Consider the following 18,492-nt stretch of genomic DNA (forward strand, 5'->3'; position numbering starts at 1 on the left):
TCGCTCATTTATGTTCTGGGTCCGGGGAGCCGTCAAAGTTTTTCTCATCCTCAAAAGCATTTCTTCCATGCGGATGGGGCCTTGGAAGACACGCGGCGGGCTTTCGCCGGAGCAGGGGCGACAAGAAGGTCTGGAAGGTTTTTACAGAAAACCAAACTGCCGGCACTTGCTGAGAAAGCTTTTCACCGGCTCGGCGTTCATTGCCGGGTCACGTGCAAAATTCTCGCAGACGGTGCGAACCTTATCGGTTTCTCCCTCTTTTGCTCCGGCGGCGTCATAAAATGCGTTCTCGGCATCCCGCATTGGCTGCGCTTGTTCTTTCTGCTCCCTGTGTGCGGCGTTGTACGTTGCCGCATAAAAGGCACCTCCGGCGACAAGCGCGATGCAAGCAGCAATAGTCAGGTACTTCATTCGGTTGCCCTTTGTTCTCCCGCATCCCGGTGCAGCCTATCCGATCCGGGACTGGCGCGCCATGCGCGATACGGATCGGGCATCAGGCATAGGCGACCCAGCCCCGGAAGCTGAAAGCCGCATAAAACAGCTCGACGCGCGCAAAACCCGCCTCGATCAGGATCGCTTCGTCCTGCTCGGGCGCAAGAATGTGGGTTTTCGTGTCGACAGCCCGCTGCATGTTCGCAGCCTTTTCAGGATCAAGCCCGGCCGCGACCGCAAAGGCGGCATAGCGCGATAGCCAGGTTGCACGCGCGCCGTCGCCTTGCGGGAAGCTGAGATGGGCGGTGACGAACGGCGTGCCGGGCTTGAGGCGGCGCCTGACTTCGGCTGCTGTACGCCGCCGCTCATTCATATCCATGAAATGCTGGGTCAGCAGGCACGTCGCCGCATCGTAGGGGCCGTCAGGCGCATCGCCGATATAGCCCTGCTGCAGCCGCGCCCGCGCGGCCAGCGGCCCCAGTGTCCGTTCGGCCAGATGGAGCATCTCGGCGGACGGATCGATGCCGTCGAAGATCCAGCTCGGATGGGCCTGCGCGAACATCTTCAATTCCAGCCCGCCGCCAGCGCCAAGAACCAGCACCCGGGCATCGTCAGGGGCACGTTCGGCCAGCAGAAGCGTGGTCATGCGCTGCATGGCATCAAAGCCGGGCACGAAACGGGTCGGTCCGTCGGCATAGCGCGCCACGGCCTGCGGATCGGAAAATGGGGTCATTGCGCTTGTGCCTCCAGCGGGTATGGCATCGGTTTGAACATCCGCCGGGCAGGGACTGTGCCCGACAACCGGTTTGCAGATTTCATGACACTTTATATGTTACGTGATATGGTGAAATCAAGACCTGGAGCCATTCTGCCGGCGGGCCGGCACCGTCACTCTGCCGATGCGCCGGCAGAAACCGCTTTGTCCGTTGACGGCCCGCCAGTGGCTGCATCAGTGCCTGCGCATCGTTCCGATGCCTGAGGGGTAAAGTGCGGCGCAGCACAACCCATGTATTATCGGACGTGTGGAATAATTTTTTCTTGGCAGTTTTACTGACACAGGGACGCAATTCTTGCCTGTATCTTGTTTTTCCCTCTTGTCTTGTGATTTTTTTTGAGAGACGTAATATATGCGCTGATTCACGGTGATTTTGAACATGTCGAGGTTGGGTATACTTGACCGACGCTGTTGCAAAGCCGGAAATGAGGCCCGGCAGGGGGGGATCATCGGGGGATGAATTGCCGAGCCTCACGTTGCCCGAAGGTGACAACGTGCGCTTGATACCATCAGAAGCTGAGGGGGAGATTATCCCAACCTGAAGCGAAACTGAGGGAATCACAGCGATGAGTCAAAAAGGCCTGGACCCGGCGCCATGCGCGGGGTCCAGGCTTTTTCCGGGGCGGCAGACACTGCCAAACCATTCAAGCCCCACGCATTTTCCTGAACAAAATGCCTCCGGTTAATTTTGTGTTTCTTCTTCCCGCGTTTTTTGTATCGTGTGCCCCAGACTCGTCTTATTCAGGAACCATGAGGGCAGAGATGAAATCTTGGCGTTCGGTTGGTGTTGGAGCGCTGGTCAGCGCGGCAGTTCTCGGGTTTTCTTCCGGTCAGGCAATGGCCGCCAGCAAGGCCCATCCCTTCATATATTTTGCCACCACGGATCCTTTCCTGCAGCCCGGAGAGGCGCCGACGCGCAATGATGTCACGCTGCTGGGCGGACCATTCGCACGCGATACCGCGGGCAGCGCCATCCATCTCTTCAACGTGGACTACACCAAGAATTATCTGGTCGGCGTCACCTATGGGCGCGATGTCTACAATCTCGGATCAGGATTTCAACTTGGCGGCGTTGTCGGTGTCGCGTTGCGGTTCGGTGAGGACGACGACACATCGGGCGAGATCTGGACCGGCGTCCGGCTGCGCCACCAGGGCCTCGTTATCGGCAATGTCGTGATCTCCCCGGCATTCACGGCCGGCTTCAGCGCGGTGACCGGCGAGACCCAGATCGAGAAGGAACGCGAACTGCGCTATAATGGCGATGCTTCCTTCCTTGGCTTTCTCGGGCCGGAACTTTCATTTCGCTGGGGCGGGGCGCCCAACCTTGAAGTGACCTGGCAATTGCATCACCGCTCCGGTGCCGGCGAAACCTTCGGCAATATGGGGGAAGGTTCAAACGCCAATACGATCGGTATCCGTTATCGCTTCTGAGGCCGTTCGCCGATCGGGCGCGGTGCAGGCTGCGAACCTCAAGCTTTCCACCGCATGGGACCGGCGGTGATATCCGGCTGTTCCGGGCCGGTCGTCAATTCTGCTCCAGCACGACAACGCAGGGATCGAGATCATGCGTTGCCAGGTGCGCATACCGCATGGTCATCTGCAACGTCTGGTGGCCGAGCCAGATCTGCACGCGCCTGATATCGATGCCGCCGCGCACCAGCCGCGATGCGCAGGTATGGCGCAAAATATGCGGCACGACCTGATCGTCCGTTCCCAATCCGACCTCGGCCTTGGCTTCATTCCAGATGGCACGGAAGCGCGGCTGATCGTGCATGGCAAACGGACCCTTCAAGCGCCCGCGTGGAATCTGGGTGACGTCATGGGCGCGCCGGGTCAAAGGCACCGTCCGGCTGCGCCCGGATTTTGTCAGCCAGAAGGTCGAGCGGTTTCCCTGCAGATCGTTCCAGTTCAACCCGATCGCCTCACCGAGCCGGCACCCCGTGTCGACGAGAAAGATGCTCAGGCGGTAGCTGTCTTCACATTTGGCGCGAATGGCCGAGAACAGGCGGGCCTCTTCCTCCAGTTCGAGAAAGCGAATCCGGCCCTGTCTTTCCTTTTGCCGCCGAAACTCGGGCAGGCTGTAAATATCGCCCATCTTGTAAGCTTTCCGAAGCAATTTGCTCAAAGCAGCCATTTTGCGGTTGATGGTTGCATTGCTGTTGCCGCGCTCGCGCAGCGTGCCGATCACCGAATCGAGCATGTCCTGGGTGAAGACACTGAACCGGTTGCCGGCCAAAATCTCACCGGTCTCGCCCAGGAAGGATTTGACATTGCCCTTGTGCGAACCGTCGTCCCAGAGAATCCCGATATAGCGCGCCGTCAGCTCATCCAGCGAATGGTCCCTGACCACGCGATTGCCGGTACGGTCCGCCGCTGCGTAGGTGACGTTGTACTGAAACCGAACCGGGAAGTCCGTGTCTGCCTGTTTGGCACCCATCGATGAAATTGTCATAGGGATCACGCTCTAAATCAGAAAAATATGCATAAGTGAAATATGCAACGAGTTGTAATCGTCTTTCTGAAAAGCACAATCGGGTGGGGAATAGCACTTTAGGATAATACAATCCCATTCGAGGAAGCCTTGCACAGCACCCTCAACAGTCCGTTCCCAGCGATATTGCCTCGACATTTCCAAATCTCCTCGGTCCGCGACCGCTTTGCTATCCTTTCCTGCTAAATGTCTGTGCGCCGTGCTGACGGGCGCTGAAAATGGAGTGGTGAAAATGAATTTGGGAAAATCCAGCGCCGGTAAATTCCGGCGCTGGTCATGCGTGTCATGGCATCAGAAGTTGCGCTGGAAGCGAAGGAACCCGCCAAACGCGTCATCGCTTCCATTGCTGGCCAGGGATTTGGCCTTACGGGCACCATCGAACTTGGTGTAGTTGAGTTCGGGCGTTATGGTGAAACCGGGAACCAGTTCGTAGGCGACATTGATTGCGCCGGCATAGGTCCCTTCGGATTCGTAGGCCAGCTGCGCGTTGAACGTGGCCTTGTCCGAAGCTTTGGCGGACAGACCGCCCCAGATGGCCCAGTCGCCATTCCACGGGCCGTAATAGGACGTGGTGCGTTTTTCCGTGGCGTGGTCGCCGTAACCGGACTGATAGCCGCCCAGAACGAAGGCGGAGACAGTGTCGGTGAACTTTACATCCAGGCGCAGCTTGCCGCCAAACTCTTCCACGACGGAATCGTAGCCGGCAACAGCCGAGATGCCGCCCCAGGCCTGTTCGAACTTCACGCCGCCAATGATGTGCGGCACGTAGTCCACGATCACGTGATCCTTGTCACCCTGTTCCAGGCCGATGAGGGCCGAGAAACCGTTGCCGCCGGTGAACGTGTAGCTGACCTGATTGTCGCCACCGCCGGCATAGGAGATCACGCCGTCACTGAGCACGCTGCCGGCCGAACCGGTCCATGTGTCAAAGAGCGAGTCGGTCAGGCCGATGCGGAAGCCGCCGAGCGAGATGTAGGCGTGGGGAATCGACGAACTGTTGTCACCGTTCGTATAATTGAACTGCGTTTCGGCAAAGGAACGCAATGTACCGAGTTCGGTGTCCGAACGGGCATCGAAGCGGATGGTGGCACGGGACAGCAGCTTCCAGGTGCCGAGTTTGCCCCCGCTGGAGACATCATCGCCGCCCTTGGCATCAAACCGCACATGACCGCTGACTTTCAGGCATGTCTCGGTTCCGGGGATGTAGAAGAAGCCCTTGCCGTATGCGTCGCAAACGCGAACATATTCGACAGCTTCCGGTTCGGCGACGACAACTGCATCGGCAGCGCGTGCGCCAGTGACTGCAACGAGAGCTGCAGCGGAGCCGAGTAGAAGGCTCTTGATGTTCATTTCTGACCTCCAGTCAAAGTTTGACGGAAGGCCAGGCGATTCAACGGGTTTTTGCCGGCAGGAAAAGCTCTAGTGCCCCACGGTTCCCGAGAACAGGTTGACGATGAGAACACCGGCGATAATCAGCGAAAGGCCGACGATCGCCGGCGTGTCGAGCGGCTGCTTGAACCAGAACCAGCCGATGGCGGCAATGAGCACGATCCCGGCGCCGGACCAGATGGCATAGACGATCCCGACGGGCATCGTCTTGACCAGTATGGACAGGAAATAGAAAGCCGCCGCATAACCGGCCAAACAGATCAGCGACGGCCAAAGCTTTGTAAAACCATCCGCTTGCTTGAGCGCCGACGTGGCCGCCACCTCGAAAATTATGGCCACAAAGAGATAGAAATAAGTCATGGCAAACCACCTGTCAGAATCACTACGTGCCGCATTTGATTCGATGCATACACTGCAAATATGCCGGTGATGCATGCCCGATTTCGAGTCAAAACACCGTTCCGTTTCCGCCATCGATGCAGAGAAATTGATGAAAATCCGGTTACCTATATTAATGAGTGGTAAAGATTTCGCCGGGGTCGCGACGTTTTCGTGTCATTTGTGCAACAGGGATAAGGCATAGAGGGGCCGCGAGGTGTGGATGCCGACATTCATGGTTGAAACCCCCGAGAGGGCGAGTATGTTCGGTCGCAGAGGAACGGCGTTGATCGCATTTCTTCTAGGACTTAGGGGATGGGGACAAGGTTGTCCTTCAGCCAAATTGGAATGCCCAGACCCATTTTTAACTTTGACTGGAGGTCAGAAATGAACATCAAGAGCCTTCTACTCGGCTCCGCTGCAGCCCTCGTTGCAGTAACTGGCGCACGCGCTGCCGATGCAGTTGTCGTCGCTGAGCCAGAAGCTGTCGAATATGTTCGCGTTTGCGATGCATACGGCAAGGGCTTCTTCTACATTCCTGGTACTGAGACCTGCCTGAAGATCGGCGGCTATCTGCGTTACGACGCCAAGGGCGGCGACAGCGTGTACACCGGCGGCCACGTCAACCAGGGCAGCGATCCTAACGGCGACGGCACATACGACAAGCTGACACGTGCAACGATCCGCTTTGACGCCCGTTCGGAAACCGAACTCGGCACACTGCGTTCGTACATTGAAACACGTTTCAACTATAAGAACGGTTCCAACAACAGCTCCATTCCTCAGGCATTCATCGAACTCGGTGGTTTCCGCGTTGGTGTTGCTGACGAACTGTTCGGTTCGTTCACCGGTTATGCCGGCGACGTCATCAACGACGACGTGATCAACTATCAGTCAGGCACTTCCAACCAGATCAGCTACACATTCACAGCTGGTAACGGTTTCTCGGCGATCATCGCTGCTGAACAGGGTGAAGTTGAGTCGGACAACGATGGTGCAAGCCACGACTACCGCATCAACGACTACATGCCACACGTACTTGGTGGTGTGAAGTATGAGCAGGGTTGGGGCGGCATCTCGGCTGTTGCTGGTTATGACTCGGTTATCGAAGAATGGGCCGGTAAGGTTCGTTTGGACGTCAAGATCACCGACGCTGTTAAGGCATTCGTCATGGGTGGCTATCAGTCCAACTTCGACGACAACTACACGACCGGTCACACTCGCAGCCTGAACTGGTTCGGCCGCTGGGAAGGCGACTGGGCTGTTTGGGGTGGTCTGTCCGCCAAGGTTTCGGATAAGGCAACTGTCAATGCACAGGTTGCATACGAATCCGAAGGCACCGTTGCTGGTACTTTGAACGTTGCTTACGAGCTCGTTCCTGGCTTCACGATCACGCCAGAAATCAGCTACACCAAGTTCGATGGTCATCGTAAGGATCAGTCGATCCTCAACGGCGGCAACGACGATGCATTCGGTGGCATGATCCGCTTCCAGCGCAACTTCTAATCCTTAACAGGATTGAGTTCATAAGACCCGGCAGCGCAAGCTGCCGGGTTTTTCTTTGTGGCGCGCGGCCAGTTTTCCGGCGTTCGCCGTTTGCCGCGGGGCGCCGTGTTGATATTCCCCCCGACATCGGGCAAGACAACATTCTGTTCGATTGCCGTAAGGGGAAAATGCCATCCATGCACATTGTGAAAAGCTGGTTCTGGCCTGGTCTGATTACCGTTGCGTGTTTGACAACGCTTGCCGGCTGGTTCCTTGCCGAGCCGATGGACCGCCAACTGACGGAGACCGTCGCTGCCGCATTGGAAACGGATAACAGCTGGGCCAGCATCGAGGTGGACGGGCGCGATCTGACCCTCAAGGGGGTGGCGCCATCGGCCGAAGCCCTCGCATCGGCGCTGAAAATCGCGGAAACCACCGATGGCATTCGCGTGGTCGAGAACGCAGCGACGCTTTTACCCCTGGTCGATCCCTTCAGCTTCGTGGTGACCAAGTCGGATCAGGGCATCCTCTTGTCGGGCAATGTCCCCTATGGCGATACGCGTGCCAAGCTTCTGGCTGCGGCTGAAAATGCCATGCCGGGCATTGAAATCCTGGACGAAATGGCCGTCGCGCGCGGCGCGCCGCAGGGATTTGTCGAGCTTGCCAATTTCGCGCTGAAACAGGCATCGCAGCTGATCAGCGGTGAGGTCCGGCTTGCCGGCGAGACCTACAGCATCACCGGGACAGCTGCAAATGCTGCGGATTATGAGTCCGTCACCAACGCATTGAAGACACAACTTCCGGGTAATGGTAGGGTGGGCGAGGTGAAGCTGGCGCCGCCGCCGGCCGGCAATGCCGGGTGACTTCCCGGCGGGAATGCCGATCCAGTGCAATCAACGGGAGCGCGGACAATCATGTATCTCATCACGAAGCTATGGCTCTTTCTGTTGGTGGCCGCTCTTGTCGGTTTCTATGTCGGCTGGTCGACCCAGGGCGGCAAGCGCAACTGATCTGTGGTGAAACTGGGGTAACGAGCTGTGGTCATTTTTCTTCTTCAGGCGCTTTTGCTCATTTCAGCCGCGTTCATTATCGGCGCCATTTTGGGTCATCTTTTCAAAAGGTTCTCTCCGAAAACCGATTCTGTTTCTCAGGAGTCGACGCGCGCCGCTGATGCCCGTCTCGCCGCCGCAACGCATATGCCGGTCACGCCTGCCAATGACGATGTGAGCAAGCCGCTGTCCGGTCCGGCAATGGTGCCGCCGGCCGAGCCGGTCCCGGCGATGGCATCCCCCGTGGCCGCGCGATCAAAGACGAAGGCTCCGGCCCAAAAGACCGTGGCAAAGACTGCAGGCAGCCGGGCGGTCAGGGTATCTCAAGACGACACGCACCGCCCCGCTTTGTTGAAAAACGCGCGGCGGGGCAAGCCGGATCGCCTGTCGGACATCGAGGGGATCGGCACTGTGATCCAGTCGGAGCTTCATACGCTCGGCGTGTTTCACTTCGACCAGATTGCGGGTTGGGATGTCGATCAGGCTGCGTGGGTGAGCCGTGCGATTGGCTTCCCCGGCCGTGCCCATCGCGAAAGCTGGATGAAGCAGGCTGCCGATATGATCAGGCAGGCAGGGGACGTCCCTGCCAAAACAAAGACTGCGGCCAAGGCCAAGCCCAAGGTGGCACCCAAGAAGCCTGCAAAGAGCGGCTAGTCCGCGCGCAAATCAACGCCTGCACAAAACGCGGCGATCAGCTCGGGCATGCGGCCTGTCTCCAGCAGCGGCGCATGGCCCTGGCCCGCGACGTTGAACACCTGCAGCGCGCTATGCCGCCGCGCCATCTCGTCAGCGGTTTCCTGCGCCAGCAAAGTGGTGTTTTCGCCCCGGATCAGCAGCAGCGGCAGGTCTTTCATCAGCTCGAACTGGGCCCACAGATCCGGCAGCTTTTGCGAATAGTCGATGTTCTCCATCGTCTTGCGGAGATTGGGGTCGTAATCCGGGCGGATCACACCGTTGTCTTCGCGGTAGATCATCCGGGCAAAACGCTGCCAGTCGTCGTGGGTCAGGGCAGGGAAGGCTGCTCCGTGCACCGACCGCTGCAACTCTGCCGCGTCATTCCAGTCGCTGGGCTGGCGCGCGCCATTGAGATAGGCACTGATCTGCTGCAGGCCTTCGACTGTTATCTCAGGCCCGATATCATTGAGAATGACGCCGGCGAGAAGCTGTGGCGCGATGGCCGCCAGAATATGCGTGATCAGCCCGCCGCGGGATGTGCCGAGGAAAATCGCCCGGTCGATCTGCAGATGGGCAAGGCCGGCGATGACATCGCCCGCTTCCATCCCGATATTGTAGTGCGACCAGTCCGGATCATAGGCCGACAACCCGCGTCCGCGGTAATCGACGCTGACCACCGGGCGCGGCGTCTGCGGGTGCTGCGACAAGGACAATGCGAGATCGTGAAAGTCGCGGCTGTTGCGGGTCAGCCCGGGCAGGCAGACGACCGGCAGGTTGTCGCTTTTGTGCTCGGGCTGGTAAAGCCTCATATGGAGATGCAGGCCATCGGGGGCGTCGAAATGAATGTCGCGAAATAAATCGGCCAATCCGCAATCCTGTTGTTGAGTGTAGAGCCCGGCTAACGCTGCAGCCGACCGGCGGTCAGATCGCTCTCGATCTGGGCCTTGCCATAGAGCCGCGATTTGTAAACCTCGTAGTTCTCCATGACGCGCTGCACGTAATTGCGGGTTTCCGTATAGGGAATGCGCTCGATCCAGTCGACGACCTCGTCGACGGATTTGCCGCGCGGATCGCCGTAGCGCGAAACCCACTCATTGGCGCGGTTGGGCCCGGCATTGTATCCGGCAAAGGTCAGGACGTAGGAACCGTCGAATTTGGCGATCTGTTCGCCGAGGAACCGCGCGCCGAGGGTAGCGTTATAGGCGGCATCGCCGGTAAGCCGGTCCTTGGAATAGGAAATTCCGGCGCGCTTGGCGACGTCTTTGGCTGTGCCCGGCAGCAACTGCAGCAGGCCGCGCGCGCCCGCACTGGAAACGGCGCTGGCGTTGAACTCGCTCTCCTGCCGGGCGATGGCATAGGCAAGGGCAGCCCCGGAACCGGAAATATTGGCATTGCCGGGGATGGCGCCGATGGGATGCGACAGGGCGCCGACGTCGATGCCGCGCTGCGCCGCAATCTTGCCGACGCGCAGGGCGACGAAGTGATTGCTCGTGCGTTCCGCCATGACCGCCAGCAATGCCAGTTCGCCGGGACTGTCGAGTTCCTGGCTCAGGCTGGCGTACAGAATTGCGGCGCGCTGCGCATAGCCGGTATCTTCCAGGCGCTGGATGGCGCGCACAGCTTCGCGCTGGGCAAAACGGGCGCGATCCGCGTCGCTCGGGCGCGGATAGGGCAGTTGCAGGCTCGCCTGTCCGAGCTTGGCGGCGGCCAGCTGGCCATAGAATGTCGTGCCGAAACGCGCCGCACGGCTGTAATAGTCACGCGCATTGCCGCCCGCGCCCGCTTCGGCGGAACGGCCCAGCCAGTAATAGGCGCGCGAGGCGGACATGGGCCGCGACGAAATCTCGGCGATGCGGGCGAAATGGCGCTGCGCCGTCTGCGGGTCCTTGAGCGCCCGCAGGGCATACCAGCCCGCATGGAATTCCGCCTCGGCGGCGACGGACGGGGTTTCGGCGCTGTGCATGGCAGCGATCTTGTAGGCGCGCGTGGCATCGCCGATATCCAGCAGTTCACGCGACAGCACGCGCCGTTCCACCCACCAGGCGTCCGGGTCAATCAGCGACGCCGCATCGCGCGGCGCGGTGGCCAGCACATCGGCCGCTTCCTTGAAGCGTTCCTGGCGGCGCAGATACTGCGCCTTGGCAAAGATGTAGGCCGGGTTCGATTGCCAGGAGCCAGTGACGGCCGCCAGTTTCTGCGCCGCATCCGGGGATTTCTGCAGAACCGCGGCAAAGGCCTGATAGAGAACGTCGGCATTGGCAAGCTTGGCGACGCGGCCGGCAGATTTCGCCTTGCCTTCGTAAAGCATGGTCAGCATGCGCACCAAATGGTCCTCGCGCGGAATGACCTGCGCAAATTCCTTCAGGATCGCCGTTTCCTGCGCATCGTCCAGCTTCTTGGTGCGCCAGAAGGGGCCGAGCACCTGACGGGCACGGGCGGTGTTGCCGGTGGCGACAAAGGCGCGGGCCAGGATGATGGTGCCTTCGGCCGTCTGCGGCGGGGTGCCGCCAAAGGCATTGATCACCGTTGCCGCCGGCGGGTTCTCCTTGAACAGCGCCCGTTCCGAATTGTTGCGGAAGGTCGCCATGCCGGGCCAACCCGGCAGTTCCGCCGCCGCATGGGCGATTTCCGAGCTGGGAACACCCGGCGCATTCGACAGGCCGATGGCCCAGGTCAGGATATGACGGTCCAGCGCATCGGCCGGCAGTCCGTTGCGGATGCCGAGAGCCTGCTGCACGTCGCCGCCCGACAGGGCATCGAGGCCGCTCTTGAGGCTGCCTGCAATGGCCGACGGTTTCGACGGCTGGGCGATACCCGCCGTGGTCACCGGATCGGGCTTGGCCATGATCTGCGCTGCGGGGCTGGTCCGTGTCTGGGTAGGGGCAAACGGTTTGAGAGTTGGAATGGGCGGCGTTGAATTTTGCGCAAACGAAGCCGTCGTCACCAGCAGCGATGACGCGAGAAGAACATGACGCAAAACAGAAGTTCTCAGCATTCAGGCAACCAATTTAATCGAAAGGATCACGCGCAGCCCCGGATCCAGAACTGTTGGATCAGATAATAGTGGCGGACGTGTGAAGGCAATCTTAACGAAAGGTTAGCATGGTCCGTTGGTTCTACGCAAAACATCAATTGTATTGCTGTTTTTCATCAAGGAAATCATCTTGCCCGGCGAAGGTTGCACGACTATGGTGCGCCACCTCCTGGTTGGCGCCATGCTGGCCCGGCCTTGATCTAACGTTGTTTTCTTGGAGTTCACCATGCTGAAAGGCTCAATCACCGCTCTCGTCACGCCATTCGACCAAAACGGGTCGTTTGACGAGAAAGCCTTTCGCGCATTCCTGGCCTGGCAGCTCGCCGAGGGCACCAATGGTTTCGTGCCTGTCGGAACGACGGGCGAGTCGCCGACGCTGTCCCATGCCGAGCACAAGCGCGTGGTCGAAGTCTGCATTGAGGAAGCCAAGGGCAAGGTGCCGGTGATTGCCGGTGCGGGCTCCAACAACACACGCGAAGCCATCGAGCTGGCGCAGCATGCGGAAAAGGCCGGGGCGGACGCGATTCTCGTCGTCACGCCCTATTACAACAAGCCGAACCAGCGCGGTCTCTATGCCCATTACAAGGCCGTGGCCGAATCCGTCTCGCTGCCGATCATCATCTACAACATTCCCGGCCGTTCGATCATCGACATGACCCCGGAGACGATGGGCCAGCTGGCGCATGACTTCAAGAACATTGCCGGCGTGAAGGATGCGACAGGCAAGATCGAGCGCGTTTCGGAACAGCGCATCACCTGCGGTCTGGATTTCATCCAGCTGTCCGGCGAGGACGCGACGGCGCTCGGCTTCAACGCCCATGGCGGTGTCGGCTGCATCTCCGTCACCTCGAACGTCGCGCCGCGCCTGTGTGCCGAATTCCAGGCTGCGACCCTGCGGGGCGACTTCACCGCGGCGCTCGCCATTCAGGATCGCCTGATGCCGCTGCACAAGGCGCTGTTTATCGAGCCAAACCCGACGGGCCCGAAATATGCCCTGGCCAAGCTCGGCAAGATGAACAATTCGGTGCGTTCCCCGCTCGTCCCGATTGAAGCGGCTACCGCCGAACGTATCGATCAGGCGATGAAACATGCGGGTTTGATCAACTGACAATTGAGCCATATCCTTCGGACGCCGAAACGGCTGCAAGCTGCAGTGTCGAACCGCTCGGTCGGGGGAAAGACCCCGCCCTTCGCGCCTCTCCTCGCATCTTCTTGCCGTTTCAGGCGCCATTTCGACCAGATTTGTGAGTGTACGACCTACTTGCAAAGCATTATATAGGCCTCATGAACAAGCCCAAAGCTGCCAAAAAACCCATTACGGTTCGCAAGGTCATTGCCGAGAACCGCAGAGCGCGCTTCAATTTCGAGATTCTCGACACGATGGAGGCTGGCATTGTGTTGCAGGGTACGGAAGTCAAATCCCTGCGCAACAACCAGTCCAACATTGCCGAAAGCTATGCGAGCCTCGAGAACGGCGAGTTCTGGCTGATCAATTCCTATATTCCGGAATATCTGCAGGCCAACCGCTTCAACCACGCGCCGCGCCGCCACCGCAAGCTGCTGGTCAGCAAGCGTGAAATGGCACGCCTGGCGCAATCGGTGGACCGCGAAGGCATGACCGTCGTGCCGCTGAAACTTTATTTCAACGATCAGGGCAGGGCGAAGCTCGAACTTGCCGTCGCCCGCGGCAAGAAACTGCACGACAAGCGCGAGACGGAAAAGCAGCGCGACTGGAACCGTGAGAAGTCACGGCTGCTGCGCGACCGCGGCTGATTGCGTGGGTGCATTGTACCCTTAAACCGAAGCATCCAGATGCATGCGCACGGCGGCGAAGACGCTCTTGAACATGGGTTCGGTCAGGCGTCCGGTGTTCGTGTTGTAGCGCGAACAATGATAGCTGGAAAAAATGCGGATATCGCCGATATCGGACTGTCCGCCATGGCTGAACGGAAATTTCGCCACCGGCTGCTTCAGCGACCGTATCGTCGACTGGTGCGCGATGGTGCCAAGGGTCACGATGGCGCGCAGGTTGCGGAACTGCTGGATGGTCGGCGTCAGAAACCGCCGGCAATTGTTGATCTCGCCGCCGACCGGTTTGTTTTCCGGCGGAACACAGCGAACGGCGTTGACGATCGCCGCATCGAGCAGTTCCAGGCCGTCATCCGGCCGGGCGGCGAAAGTGCCGCGGGAAAAGCCGAATTCTGCCAGCGTGCCGTAAAGCAAATCCCCCGCATAGTCGCCGGTGAACGGGCGGCCCGTCCTGTTGGCGCCGCGCAGGCCGGGTGCGAGCCCGATAATGAGCAGCTGAACCGACTCAATCCCACCCGCAGGCAGGAAGGCGGGGACCGGCGCGTTGTGCCACGCCGGTTCTTTCACGCGCCATGCGGCGATGAAGTCATGCAGTCGCGGACAGATCGGGCAATCGGGGGAAGGTTCGACACTCATAGGGCGCTAAAAAGCACAATGCCGCATGGTTTTCCATGCGGCATTTCCGAATCTTTCCACAAATATCAATAAGCGATTATTAGTAATCGACCTGTTCTTCTTCGACGCGGCGCGGTGCGCGCTCGGATGCCTCGCGGCCGATTTCGGTGCGCAGCGATGTCAGGTCGATGAAATGATCCGCCTGACGGCGCAGTTCATCCGATATCATTGGCGGCTGGGTCGAAAGTGTCGAGACGACGCTGACCTTGCGGCCCTTGCGCTGCAAGGCTTCCACCAGGGAGCGGAAATCGCCGTCGCCGGAGAAGATAACAAAATGGTCCACCGTGTCCGTCAACTGCATGGCATCGACAGCAAGTTCAATGTCCATATTGCCCTTGATCTTACGGCGGCCGGCAGAATCGGTAAATTCTTTTGCGGGTTTCGTAACAACCTTATATCCGTTGTAATCAAGCCAATCGATCAATGGGCGTATCGATGAGTATTCCTGATCTTCTACAAGCGCTGTGTAGTAATACGCGCGAAGCAAATAGCCTCTTTTCTGGAAAGCTGTAAGAAGTTTGCGATAGTCAATATCAAATCCCAGTACCTTTGAGGCTGCGTAGAGATTTGCACCATCGATAAACAAAACGATCTTTTCACGTGGATCAAACATAATAAGGTTCCATTTCAAAAAGGTGAGCTTCAATTTCAAATCAGCTAGAAGGTAATAAAGCTCGATCTGATCTTATACGAAAGTAGCATATTTACTACGTCGGGTTCGGTGAAAAGCCAATAGCTGGGCGGAAAATTTGTCCGAATTTTGGATGGAACCGCTCAATATATGGTGATTGTTTTTTACTGTTAAACAGCCCGCGTCGAACGTGTTGACGGCTTTTGCTTGTTTTTTCCGTGTAACCGCGTTATGTCCCGCTTAATCCGCTAATTCAGTTAAAAATGAAAGGGGCAGCTCATGGCCCGCGTCACTGTTGAAGATTGCGTTGACAAGGTCGAAAACCGGTTTGAACTGGTTTTGCTCGCCAGTCACCGCGCGCGCCTGATTTCACAGGGTGCAGCGATCACCATCGATCGCGACAATGATAAGAATCCGGTTGTTGCCCTGCGCGAAATCGCAGAGGAAACGCTTTCGCCGGGCGACCTCAAGGAAGATCTGATCCATTCGCTGCAGAAGCATGTGGAAGTCGACGAGCCGGAAGCCGTTGCTGTGGTAGCGCAGGTCACCTCCGGCGACAGCGAAGGCAACGAGATTGCCGAGATCGAGGCAGACGACAATGTTTCCTTCGACAGCATGTCGGAAGAGGAACTGCTGGCCGGTATCGAAGGTCTGGTAGCTCCGGAAAAAAGCGACGACTATTAATCAAATGTCGCGCTTTCAGCACGACTGATTGCCGGTTCAGGCTATCGTGATGCGTCGCAGTCTTTCTGCGGCGCATTATTTTTGCGTCTTGGTAACGCAATTACCATATATCGCTCGATAATTTAGAGTTTTGGGTTTGGAGGCTTCCGTCCATGATGCGTCAGTATGAGCTTGTCGAGCGTGTTCAGCGTTACAAGCCTGACGTCAATGAGGCGCTTCTCAACAAAGCCTATGTCTATGCCATGCAGAAGCATGGTCACCAGAAACGTGCATCGGGCGATCCGTACTTTTCCCATCCGCTCGAAGTGGCCGCGATCCTCACCGACATGCATCTGGACGAGGCGACGATCGCCATTGCCCTGCTGCATGACACCATCGAGGATACATCGGCGACCCGCCAGGAAATCGACACGCTGTTCGGGCCCGACATCGGCAAGCTCGTCGAGGGCCTGACCAAGCTGAAAAAGCTGGACCTCGTCTCGAAAAAGGCCGTGCAGGCGGAAAACCTGCGCAAGCTGCTCCTGGCGATTTCCGACGATGTGCGGGTGCTGCTGGTCAAGCTCGCCGACCGCCTGCACAATATGCGCACGCTGCATCACGTGCCGCCGGACAAGCGTTTGCGCATTTCCGAGGAAACCATGGATATCTATGCGCCGCTCGCCGGGCGCATGGGCATGCAGGATATGCGCGAGGAACTGGAAGGGCTGGCCTTCCGCTACATCAATCCCGAAGCTTTCAATGCCGTGACCAACCGGCTCGCCGAGCTGATGGAAAAGAACCGCAGCACGCTGACGCAGATCGAAACCGATCTTTCCAGCCTGTTCGAAAAGCGCGGCATCAAGGCCAGTGTCAAAAGCCGGCAGAAGAAGGCCTGGTCGGTGTTCCGCAAGATGGAAAGCAAAGGGCTCTCCTTCGAACAGCTCTCCGATATCTTCGGCTTCCGCGTCGTCGTCGATACCGTCGCCGATTGCTACAATGCGCTTGGCATCATCCATACCACGTGGTCGATGGTGCCGGGCCGCTTCAAGGATTATATTTCGACGCCCAAGCAGAATGACTACCGTTCGATCCACACCACCATCGTCGGTCCGTCGCGCCAGCGTGTCGAACTGCAGATCCGCACCCGCGAAATGAACGACATTGCCGAATACGGCGTCGCCGCCCACTCGATCTACAAGGATCGCGGCAGCGCGCAGAACCCGCATGTTATTTCGACGGAAACCAACGCCTATGCCTGGTTGCGCCAGACCATCGAAGCCCTGGCGGAAGGCGACAATCCGGAAGAGTTTCTCGAACACACCAAGCTGGAGCTGTTTCAGGACCAGGTTTTCTGCTTCACGCCGAAGGGCCGGCTCATCGCCCTGCCGCGCGGGGCAACGCCGATCGATTTCGCCTATGCGGTGCACACCAATATCGGCGACAGCTGCGTCGGCGCCAAGGTCAATGGCCGCATCATGCCGCTGATGACCGAATTGCATAATGGCGATGAGGTCGAGATCATCCGCTCCAAGGCGCAGACACCGCCGGCGGCCTGGGAATCGGTGGTCGTCACCGGCAAGGCGCGCGCTGCCATCCGCCGTGCCACGCGCATTGCGGTGCGCAAGCAGTATTCCGGCCTCGGCACGCAGATTCTCGAGCGGGCTTTCGAGCGGGCCGGGAAAGTCTACTCGCGCGATGAACTGAAGAAGGGCCTGCCGCGTCTGGCGCGCAAGGAGATCGACGATGTTCTGGCCGCGGTCGGCCGCGGGGAACTGCCGTCCTCCGATGTCATGAAGGCGGTCTATCCGGAATATCAGGACTCCAAGCCCAAGCCGACACAGAGCGAACGCGAGGAAGGCTGGGTCAATTTCCGCAACACGTCGGGCATGATCTTCAAGATGCCGGAAGGCAGCGACGGCGCGACGGGATGGGAGCCGGGCGGCCCGCATGCCCTGCCGATCCGCGGGGCGAGCCCCGACATGCCCGTGCATTTCTCGCCGGAAGGTGCGGTGCCGGGTGACCGCATCGTCGGCATTCTGCAGCCCGGTGCGGGCATGACCATCTATCCGATCCAGTCATCGGCGCTGATGGCCTATGACGACCAGCCGGAGCGCTGGATCGACGTGCGATGGGATATCGACGAGAGCCGGCGCGACCGCTTCCCGGCCCGCATCAACATTTCGGCGATCAATGCGCCGGGTTCATTGGCAGAAATCGCCGAGATCATCGCCGCCAACGAAACCAATATTCACAATCTCTCCATGGTCCGCACGGCGCCTGACTTTACGCAGATGATCGTCGACCTGGAGGTCTGGGATCTGAAACATCTCAACCGGATCCTGTCGAAACTCAAGGAAAGCAAGTGCGTCAGCGATGCACAGCGCGTGAACGGATAGAGGGGCACACATGAATACGGATGAAGTTCTGCAGGTATTTCGCGAAGCAGGGGCAGTGCTCGAAGGGCATTTTATCCTGACATCGGGCTTGCGCAGCCCGACATTCCTGCAAAAGGCCCGCGTGTTCATGCATGCGGACAAGACCGAGCGCGTGTGCCGTGCGCTGGCGGACAAGATCAGGAATGCCGGTCTTGGCCCGATCGACTACGTGGTGGGACCGGCCATCGGCGGCATCATCCCGGCCTATGAAACATCGCGCCATCTCGGCGTCCCGGCCATCTGGGTCGAACGCGAGAACGGTGTGTTCCGCCTGCGCCGCTTTGAAATTGCCAAGGGTGCGCGCGTCGTCATCGTCGAAGATATCGTGTCGACGGGCTTGTCGATCCGCGAGACGGTCACCACCTTGCAGGAACTGGGCGCCGAGGTTCTGGCTGCTGCCTGCATTATCGATCGCTCCGCCGGCAAGACAGATGTCGGCGTGCCGCTGATTGCACTGGCGGAATATGAAGTCCCGGCCTATCCTGCGGACCAATTACCGCCTGAGCTTGCCGCAATTCCGCCCGTTAAGCCTGGTAGTCGTAATATTTGATTAACCAAAAGACGTGAGCGC

The 18,492-nt window shown here is 58.9% G+C and carries 18 protein-coding genes; 9 read left to right on the plus strand and 9 right to left on the minus strand.

Annotated features, from left to right (window positions below; genetic code table 11):
- Positions 1-141: 141 nt before the first annotated feature.
- Entirely contained in the window at positions 142-411 is a 270-nt protein-coding gene (locus tag AC1Q5O_RS02400) for a hypothetical protein (protein WP_492561792.1), read from the minus strand.
- An 82-nt stretch (positions 412-493) separates the two neighbouring features.
- A complete protein-coding gene (locus AC1Q5O_RS02405) occupies positions 494-1,165 on the minus strand; it encodes a class I SAM-dependent methyltransferase (RefSeq protein WP_492561793.1) in 672 nt (223 codons plus the stop codon).
- 804 nt (positions 1,166-1,969) lie between these two features.
- On the opposite strand from AC1Q5O_RS02405, the gene AC1Q5O_RS02410 reads away from it, so the two are divergent.
- Complete coding sequence (locus AC1Q5O_RS02410; RefSeq protein ID WP_346306530.1) at positions 1,970-2,638, plus strand: hypothetical protein; 669 nt, start codon at positions 1,970-1,972, stop codon at positions 2,636-2,638.
- Between the two features lie 94 nt (positions 2,639-2,732).
- Here AC1Q5O_RS02410 and AC1Q5O_RS02415 read toward each other — a convergent pair whose 3' ends face one another.
- The 3 genes from AC1Q5O_RS02415 to AC1Q5O_RS02425 form a co-directional block, all read right to left on the minus strand.
- Positions 2,733-3,659, minus strand: coding sequence for a tyrosine-type recombinase/integrase (locus tag AC1Q5O_RS02415; protein ID WP_464659698.1), 927 nt, complete (start codon positions 3,657-3,659; stop codon positions 2,733-2,735).
- A gap of 330 nt (positions 3,660-3,989) precedes the next feature.
- Positions 3,990-5,048 carry a porin gene (locus AC1Q5O_RS02420; RefSeq protein ID WP_492561794.1) on the minus strand — a complete coding sequence of 353 codons (1,059 nt, stop codon included), beginning with the start codon at positions 5,046-5,048 and terminating at the stop codon, positions 3,990-3,992.
- A gap of 69 nt (positions 5,049-5,117) precedes the next feature.
- Positions 5,118-5,447, minus strand: a complete 330-nt coding sequence (locus AC1Q5O_RS02425; protein WP_492561795.1) for a DMT family transporter — start codon at positions 5,445-5,447, stop codon at positions 5,118-5,120.
- Between the two features lie 405 nt (positions 5,448-5,852).
- Here AC1Q5O_RS02425 and AC1Q5O_RS02430 point away from each other — a divergent pair, with 405 nt between their 5' ends.
- From AC1Q5O_RS02430 to AC1Q5O_RS02440, 3 genes are all read left to right on the plus strand, one after another.
- Positions 5,853-6,971, plus strand: coding sequence for a porin (locus tag AC1Q5O_RS02430; protein ID WP_492561796.1), 1,119 nt, complete (start codon positions 5,853-5,855; stop codon positions 6,969-6,971).
- A gap of 176 nt (positions 6,972-7,147) precedes the next feature.
- Positions 7,148-7,813, plus strand: coding sequence for a BON domain-containing protein (locus AC1Q5O_RS02435; protein WP_464659704.1), 666 nt, complete (start codon positions 7,148-7,150; stop codon positions 7,811-7,813).
- Positions 7,814-7,987: 174 nt separating this feature from the next.
- A complete protein-coding gene (locus AC1Q5O_RS02440; RefSeq protein WP_492561797.1) occupies positions 7,988-8,653 on the plus strand; it encodes a helix-hairpin-helix domain-containing protein in 666 nt (221 codons plus the stop codon).
- Here AC1Q5O_RS02440 and AC1Q5O_RS02445 read toward each other — a convergent pair.
- Together AC1Q5O_RS02445 and AC1Q5O_RS02450 are read right to left on the minus strand one after the other, a co-directional pair.
- Entirely contained in the window at positions 8,650-9,483 is an 834-nt protein-coding gene (locus AC1Q5O_RS02445) for an alpha/beta fold hydrolase (protein ID WP_492563064.1), read from the minus strand. The genes AC1Q5O_RS02440 and AC1Q5O_RS02445 overlap by 4 nt on opposite strands.
- An 89-nt stretch (positions 9,484-9,572) precedes the next feature.
- Positions 9,573-11,669: a lytic transglycosylase domain-containing protein gene (locus tag AC1Q5O_RS02450; RefSeq protein WP_492561798.1), complete on the minus strand. Its 2,097-nt coding sequence runs from the start codon at positions 11,667-11,669 to the stop codon at positions 9,573-9,575.
- 265 nt (positions 11,670-11,934) lie between these two features.
- Here AC1Q5O_RS02450 and dapA point away from each other — a divergent pair, with 265 nt between their 5' ends.
- Complete coding sequence (gene dapA / locus AC1Q5O_RS02455; RefSeq protein WP_223611308.1) at positions 11,935-12,816, plus strand: 4-hydroxy-tetrahydrodipicolinate synthase; 882 nt, start codon at positions 11,935-11,937, stop codon at positions 12,814-12,816.
- Positions 12,817-12,992: 176 nt separating this feature from the next.
- Positions 12,993-13,481, plus strand: coding sequence for an SsrA-binding protein SmpB (gene smpB, locus AC1Q5O_RS02460; RefSeq protein WP_105735936.1), 489 nt, complete (start codon positions 12,993-12,995; stop codon positions 13,479-13,481).
- 21 nt (positions 13,482-13,502) lie between these two features.
- Here the strand turns inward: smpB and AC1Q5O_RS02465 are convergent, their stop codons facing one another.
- Together AC1Q5O_RS02465 and AC1Q5O_RS02470 are read right to left on the minus strand one after the other, a co-directional pair.
- Entirely contained in the window at positions 13,503-14,153 is a 651-nt protein-coding gene (locus tag AC1Q5O_RS02465; protein ID WP_492561799.1) for a uracil-DNA glycosylase, read from the minus strand.
- A gap of 79 nt (positions 14,154-14,232) precedes the next feature.
- Positions 14,233-14,805, minus strand: a complete 573-nt coding sequence (locus AC1Q5O_RS02470) for a LabA-like NYN domain-containing protein (protein WP_223611306.1) — start codon at positions 14,803-14,805, stop codon at positions 14,233-14,235.
- 297 nt (positions 14,806-15,102) lie between these two features.
- Between AC1Q5O_RS02470 and rpoZ the strand changes: the two genes are divergently transcribed.
- From rpoZ to pyrE, 3 genes are all read left to right on the plus strand, one after another.
- On the plus strand, positions 15,103-15,507 hold the full coding sequence (gene rpoZ / locus AC1Q5O_RS02475; protein ID WP_492561800.1) for a DNA-directed RNA polymerase subunit omega: 405 nt from the start codon (positions 15,103-15,105) through the stop codon (positions 15,505-15,507).
- 152 nt (positions 15,508-15,659) lie between these two features.
- On the plus strand, positions 15,660-17,882 hold the full coding sequence (locus AC1Q5O_RS02480; protein WP_472461445.1) for a RelA/SpoT family protein: 2,223 nt from the start codon (positions 15,660-15,662) through the stop codon (positions 17,880-17,882).
- A gap of 10 nt (positions 17,883-17,892) precedes the next feature.
- On the plus strand, positions 17,893-18,471 hold the full coding sequence (pyrE, locus tag AC1Q5O_RS02485; RefSeq protein ID WP_223611303.1) for an orotate phosphoribosyltransferase: 579 nt from the start codon (positions 17,893-17,895) through the stop codon (positions 18,469-18,471).
- The last annotated feature ends 21 nt before the right edge of the window (positions 18,472-18,492 follow it).

It is taken from the genome of Phyllobacterium sp. MT110 (assembly GCF_058792715.1).

Bases quoted from the DNA above. Each gene is read 5' to 3' on its own strand.
- AC1Q5O_RS02405 (WP_492561793.1), bottom strand. From the start codon at position 1,165: ATGACCCCATTTTCCGATCCGCAGGCCGTGGCGCGCTATGCCGACGGA.
- AC1Q5O_RS02450 (WP_492561798.1), bottom strand. From the start codon at position 11,669: ATGCTGAGAACTTCTGTTTTGCGTCATGTTCTTCTCGCGTCATCGCTG.
- pyrE (WP_223611303.1), top strand. From the start codon at position 17,893: ATGAATACGGATGAAGTTCTGCAGGTATTTCGCGAAGCAGGGGCAGTG.
- AC1Q5O_RS02465 (WP_492561799.1), bottom strand. From the start codon at position 14,153: ATGAGTGTCGAACCTTCCCCCGATTGCCCGATCTGTCCGCGACTGCAT.
- dapA (WP_223611308.1), top strand. From the start codon at position 11,935: ATGCTGAAAGGCTCAATCACCGCTCTCGTCACGCCATTCGACCAAAAC.
- AC1Q5O_RS02415 (WP_464659698.1), bottom strand. From the start codon at position 3,659: ATGACAATTTCATCGATGGGTGCCAAACAGGCAGACACGGACTTCCCG.
- AC1Q5O_RS02435 (WP_464659704.1), top strand. From the start codon at position 7,148: ATGCACATTGTGAAAAGCTGGTTCTGGCCTGGTCTGATTACCGTTGCG.
- smpB (WP_105735936.1), top strand. From the start codon at position 12,993: ATGAACAAGCCCAAAGCTGCCAAAAAACCCATTACGGTTCGCAAGGTC.
- rpoZ (WP_492561800.1), top strand. From the start codon at position 15,103: ATGGCCCGCGTCACTGTTGAAGATTGCGTTGACAAGGTCGAAAACCGG.
- AC1Q5O_RS02410 (WP_346306530.1), top strand. From the start codon at position 1,970: ATGAAATCTTGGCGTTCGGTTGGTGTTGGAGCGCTGGTCAGCGCGGCA.
- AC1Q5O_RS02430 (WP_492561796.1), top strand. From the start codon at position 5,853: ATGAACATCAAGAGCCTTCTACTCGGCTCCGCTGCAGCCCTCGTTGCA.
- AC1Q5O_RS02480 (WP_472461445.1), top strand. From the start codon at position 15,660: ATGATGCGTCAGTATGAGCTTGTCGAGCGTGTTCAGCGTTACAAGCCT.
- AC1Q5O_RS02420 (WP_492561794.1), bottom strand. From the start codon at position 5,048: ATGAACATCAAGAGCCTTCTACTCGGCTCCGCTGCAGCTCTCGTTGCA.
- AC1Q5O_RS02445 (WP_492563064.1), bottom strand. From the start codon at position 9,483: ATGAGGCTTTACCAGCCCGAGCACAAAAGCGACAACCTGCCGGTCGTC.
- AC1Q5O_RS02425 (WP_492561795.1), bottom strand. From the start codon at position 5,447: ATGACTTATTTCTATCTCTTTGTGGCCATAATTTTCGAGGTGGCGGCC.
- AC1Q5O_RS02400 (WP_492561792.1), bottom strand. From the start codon at position 411: ATGAAGTACCTGACTATTGCTGCTTGCATCGCGCTTGTCGCCGGAGGT.
- AC1Q5O_RS02470 (WP_223611306.1), bottom strand. From the start codon at position 14,805: ATGTTTGATCCACGTGAAAAGATCGTTTTGTTTATCGATGGTGCAAAT.